Origin of the sequence: Sphingomonas sp. CROZ-RG-20F-R02-07 (assembly GCF_022662335.1) — a bacterium.
Lineage (GTDB): Bacteria > Pseudomonadota > Alphaproteobacteria > Sphingomonadales > Sphingomonadaceae > Sphingomonas.
Genome location: NZ_JAKNQJ010000039.1, coordinates 1 through 5218 on the forward strand (window position 1 = coordinate 1; position 5218 = coordinate 5218).

Here is a 5218-nt window from a genome sequence, read left to right on the forward strand (position 1 = left end):
TAATCGGCCGCTTGAGGTCATTCGAGCCTCACTATGGGGTCTTGCCATGTCGGTTTCCAGCCATCCCGAACCTCGTCGCAGAACTCAGCCCAATCACGCGGGCTGATGTGAACGGTTGCGATCTCCGTGCCCGGAAGCGCCACGCGATCCGCGTTTACCGCAATCCTGTCGAGGTTGGCTGGTGGAAAGATGTCCTCGCCATCGGTCATGGTAAGCATTATTTCTTGAATCGTGCGGATGGTGATTTCGCCACCATTGGGCTTGGCTTGGCTGGGCTTCGTTCTCCAACCTCGCGCTTTGAGGTAGTCGCGCATTTCAGCCTCGGGAGGATAGAACCGGCCCGGATGATCTAAGCGCCAATTCAAAATGAATGCAGCAAGATCAATGAACATCCCGGTTCGACGCATTTTTGCAGAACCGGAAGCCGATTGAGGTTCCCCATCCAAACCGGTCTGTTCTCCTTTTGTCAGGTTTCGAACTCCTCAAAATGTGGGGATCGTTCCCCGTTACATGTCTCATTGTCAACGAGGTGGCCACCCCTTGGCACAACATAACCCAAGGGAATCCTTAACATGATTAAAAACCTGAATGAACTGGTAAGCATCGTCATCAGCCCGCTCACAAAGGAGGATGACGCTGTAGCAGGATTTCGCGTCCTGCATCAGAACGCGGCACAGCATGGCGGACTGGGCAACATGCTCGGTCGGTCACATGACCTGCTCAGCGTCCTCGCTGAGCGCGATCAGCGGATCGAGAGCCTAACGGCGCAGGCCGAAGCTACACGGCTCGCAATGGCCCGCGCGGAACGCTCCCGTAAGGCCGTCGTGGCCGAGCAGGAGAGCAAGGAGCGCGACATCAGCGGACGCATCTCGGATGTTGTCAACGCACTGATTACTGGGGCATCAATGGAGCAGCAGAAGCCCGCCTTATCCAGCGACATGCTACCGAAGCGCGCGACAGCCCGTTCGAAGATTGCCGCTCAGCGCTCTTCCCGGCCTCGCTCACGAGCCATCAGCAAACCGCGTGGTGCGGAAACCGACAAGATCGTATTCGACCTTCTCACCAACAAATGGAAGTGCATCGGCACGCTCTTCCGGGAGGCTGAGCGTTCAGGTTTCCGGGGCAGCGAGGGCGCTATCCGCTTCGCCGCTGAACGAGCGGCACGCGCTGGCAATGCTCACGAAGGCCGCGACCGCCTCGGACGCATTGCCTACCGACGCGCGATCTGACCCGCTTTCCCCGGCGCGCGGAAAAGTGCGCCGAGGGAGCGATGATAAATATTGCGGGCAGGATACCGTGTTTGGTATCTTGCAAATATATTAAGTGCTCAGGGGTTTGACTGACGCGTGCTCGCCTCCACGCAAGAGAAGCTGAACGGTTTGCTACCGCCTCAGTGTATTGGGTGAGCACCCCGACCGCGCTCGTGGCGTTGCGGTTGCCGGTTCAGAGGCCGTGCTGAAAAGAAGTCACGAGAAAGATGGGGAGCCATGTCGTTCACTGACACCTCCCCAGATTGAGTGGGCGTAAAGGCAAAGCGTGCGTCTCTCAATCGCTTATCCTTACCGATATAACCGTCGAAGGCATCCTCCCGAAGTCAGCATCCGCTCTGCCGGGAGGTCCACCTTGATAGGCGCTGGCGCATGCAGGGTCACGGGCGACCACCTGCTGGGCATAAACCCCCGAAGCCGCGACGCATTTGTTCTCTGAGACTCAGGTTGATGAACTTCCTATCCCCGGCATCTGGGCAGCATCGCTCTCAATGGGCGTGGGCATCTAATGATGCCCGTTGTAAGTCTGCTCAGGTGCCGGGGAAATAGAGGTATCTCCTTCACCCGAGGTTGATGCATACATTTTGTTTTTGTATAATATTACCGAATCCGCTGCGCCCATTGATCCGCGAAGAGCAACGAAGCGGTCAATGGGATGCAGCAGGCGAGCGCATCGCGCTCGACTCTTAAACACCAAGTCGGATCATCGGCAGCGCCAATAAGCGCACAACCATGCTGATCGCGAAGGTCGCATCACGGCGCAGGTGCTCCTCACCGGGGATGCACGCATCAATAGCACGGCGCGACAAGTTGGTGGGGTCATCAATCAGCCGGTGGTGCGATAGCGGATTACGCAGGTTCATCAGCCGCCTCAGGTCGTCCGCGTCCTGCTGGGAGATCATGCCGCGAGCAATGCACCGCTTCAGCGTGACCGGAAACTTGATCTTCGCCGGGATCGGCTCAGCGTCGAGCCCCATGATCAGCATGGCGGCGAGCACCTGCTCAGCAAACGCCTGTGACAGCAGCACCGTGGCGACGAAGTTGCCATGCACGAAACTGCTGCGCGCTTCGACCCACGCGGCGTAGGCGACCTCCCCACCGGGGATCATCGACTGCCTCGACCCGACCGCACTCACCGTGTCGTCAAGCTGGCGGAAGCGGCTGACCCTGCCGAGCAGGTCGTCGTGCATCTCAGCCAACAGGAGGCGCACGAAGTCGAGGTCGTGCAGGTCGGAGAGGAGGTCACGCTGCTGCGTCACGCCGTATCAACCCGGAGTTTACCAGAAACCGGTATCGCATATCATACTGTCCTCCCCTCAGCGGAAATGCTACCCTTATTCGATTGTGGGGATAAACGGTGAATCATCAAGCACTTGCATCTTTCATTTGGTCCGTGGCTGACCTGCTGAGGGGGGACTATAAGCAATCCGAATATGGCCGGGTGATCCTGCCGTTCACCGTATTGCGCCGTCTCGATTGCGTGCTCGAACCTACCAAGGCTGCGGTTCTCACTGAGCTTGAGGCCAAGACCGCTCTGGGGCTAAATCCCGAGTCCTTCCTCCTGCGCGCTGCCAAGCAGGGCTTCTACAACACCGATCCGCTCGACCTCAGCAAGCTGATGGGCGATCAGGACAACATCCGCGCCAACCTCCTCCGATATGTCGAGGGCTTCTCCCCTGCGGTGTGCGACATCTTCGAGCAGTTCGAGTTCCACGCCCAGATCGACCGGCTCGCGAAGACCGGGCTGCTCTATCAGGTCACGGAACGCTTCGCCCGCATCGATCTCCACCCGAACAAGGTGGACAATACCGCGATGGGCCTCGCCTTCGAGGAACTGATCCGCAAGTTCGCTGAAATCTCGAACGAAACAGCGGGTGAGCACTTCACGCCGCGTGAGGTGATCCGCCTCATGGTCAACCTGCTGTTCGTTGAAGACGACGATGCGCTGACCAAGCCGGGGATCGTCCGCACCATTTATGATCCGACTGCGGGCACGGGCGGCATGTTGTCGATCGCCGGCGAGTATCTCACTGAGCATAACCCGCAGGGGCACCTGACCATGTTCGGTCAGGAACTGAACCCTGAGTCCTACGCGATCTGTAAAGCCGACATGCTCATCAAAGGGCAGGCGATAGAAAACATCGCCCCCGGCAATACTCTGTCGGATGACGGGCATCACGGTCGCACCTTCGACTATATGCTATCGAATCCACCATTCGGCGTCGAGTGGAAGAAGGTCGAGAAGCAGGTCCGCGCCGAGCATGAGCAGAAGGGCTATGATGGTCGCTTCGGCCCCGGCCTGCCGCGCGTGTCAGACGGATCGCTGCTGTTCCTGATGCACCTGCTGTCCAAGATGCGTCCGCTCAATGAGGGGGGCTGTCGGTTCGGGATTGTCCTCAACGGGTCACCCCTGTTCACAGGCGGCGCGGGCAGCGGGGAAAGTGAAATCCGCCGCTATGTGCTGGAGAACGATCTCGTTGAGGCGATCGTCGCGCTGCCGACTGACATGTTCTACAACACGGGCATCAGCACCTATGTGTGGATCATCAGCAACCGGAAGCCGGAGGCTCGCCGGGGCAAGGTCCAGTTGATCGACGCTTCCTCGATGTGGCGCAAGATGCGCAAATCCTTGGGTTCGAAGCGCAAGGAGATGTCGGACGACCATATCGACACTGTGACCAAGCTGTTCGGCGGGTTCAGTGAGGCACGGCTTGCCACCAGCTTCGATGTCGAGGGCAAGGAAGTCGGCCGCATGGTGGTGGTCTCAGGCGAACCGGAACCCGCAGCGCCCGAGGGCGGCAAAGTGAAACTCGCGCCGCTGTCGTGCATTTTCCGGAACAGTGCCTTCGGCTATCGCGCCATCACCGTGGAGCGCCCTCAGCGGGACGAGGCGGGCAAGGTCGTGGTGGGCCAGCGCGGCAAGGCCAAGGGCAAGCCACAAGCGGATAGCGCATTGCGCGACACCGAGAATGTGCCGCTCAGTGAGGAGATTGAGACTTACTTCGCGCGGGAAGTGCTCCCTCACGCCGACGATGCTTGGATCGACACTGACAAGACCAAGGTGGGCTACGAAATCCCGTTCACTCGGCACTTCTATGTGTTCGAGCCGCCCCGCCCGCTCGCTGAAATCGATGCTGATCTTGAGGCCGTCACTGATCGTATCAAGGGTATGCTGGAAGGACTCGCTGCGTGAGTTTCCCATCGTATTCGTCCTATCAGGATAGTGGCGTTGAGTGGCTGGGTGAGTTGCCAAGCCACTGGTCAATCGTCCAAACGAAGCGTGAGTTTCGCAGGCGAAAAGTCGTCAACATCGGAATGGTTTGCGAGGATCGCCTCGCTCTGACGATGAATGGCGTTGTTCCTCGTGACCTAGATGACCTAGACGGACTGCAATCCAGTGATTATGAAGGATATCAAATTTTTGAGGCTGGCGATCTGGCGTTCAAGCTAATCGATTTGCAGAACATTAAGACGAGCCGCGTAGGGATGGTGCCAAGCAGAGGCATAATGAGCCCTGCATATATCCGACTCGAACCACTGACCCCAGAGATCGCTTGCTTCGGGTTTTGGTATTTCATGGCGCTCTATTGGACACAGGTATTTAACAACTTAGGAGGCGGCGTCAGGCAAACGCTTGGGCCAGAAGACCTTCTAACTGTGCCGTTTCCACTTCCTCCGCGTGCTGAACAGACCGCCATCGCTGCCTTCCTCGATCACGAAACGGCCAAGATCGACGCGCTCATTGAGGAGCAGCGGCGCTTGATCGCGCTGCTGAAGGAGAAGCGGCAAGCCGTCATCTCCCACGCCGTCACCAAGGGCCTCGATCCGCACGCGCCGATGAAGGACACCGGCATCGAGTGGCTCGGGCATGTCCCAGTGCACTGGTCGGTCGCGAAGGGTGGGATGATTGGAAAACTATTCTCTTCTGAGCAGGTGCCTGACGCCGAAAT

5 protein-coding genes are annotated in these 5218 nt (G+C 58.5%); 3 read left to right on the forward strand and 2 right to left on the reverse strand.

The features are described 5' to 3' along the window. Positions 1–17 precede the first annotated feature (17 nt). On the reverse strand, positions 18–392 hold the full coding sequence (locus L8H00_RS18530) for a hypothetical protein (RefSeq protein ID WP_242098814.1): 375 nt from the start codon (positions 390–392) through the stop codon (positions 18–20). Between the two features lie 180 nt (positions 393–572). Here L8H00_RS18530 and L8H00_RS18535 point away from each other — a divergent pair, with 180 nt between their 5' ends. Next, positions 573–1229 carry a hypothetical protein gene (locus tag L8H00_RS18535; protein ID WP_242098815.1) on the forward strand — a complete coding sequence of 219 codons (657 nt, stop codon included), beginning with the start codon at positions 573–575 and terminating at the stop codon, positions 1227–1229. Positions 1230–1954: 725 nt separating this feature from the next. Here L8H00_RS18535 and L8H00_RS18540 read toward each other — a convergent pair. Beyond that, positions 1955–2527, reverse strand: coding sequence for a hypothetical protein (locus tag L8H00_RS18540; RefSeq protein ID WP_242098816.1), 573 nt, complete (start codon positions 2525–2527; stop codon positions 1955–1957). Positions 2528–2625: 98 nt separating this feature from the next. On the opposite strand from L8H00_RS18540, the gene L8H00_RS18545 reads away from it, so the two are divergent. Then, positions 2626–4461, forward strand: coding sequence for a class I SAM-dependent DNA methyltransferase (locus L8H00_RS18545; protein WP_347340756.1), 1836 nt, complete (start codon positions 2626–2628; stop codon positions 4459–4461). Then, positions 4458–5218: restriction endonuclease subunit S (locus tag L8H00_RS18550; RefSeq protein ID WP_242098818.1), on the forward strand; the 761-nt coding region annotated here is incomplete at its 3' end. The genes L8H00_RS18545 and L8H00_RS18550, both read left to right, overlap by 4 nt.

Excerpts from the sequence above, each read along its gene's own strand:
- L8H00_RS18530 (WP_242098814.1), bottom strand. The coding sequence starts at position 392 with ATGTTCATTGATCTTGCTGCATTCATTTTGAATTGGCGCTTAGATCAT.
- L8H00_RS18535 (WP_242098815.1), top strand. The coding sequence starts at position 573 with ATGATTAAAAACCTGAATGAACTGGTAAGCATCGTCATCAGCCCGCTC.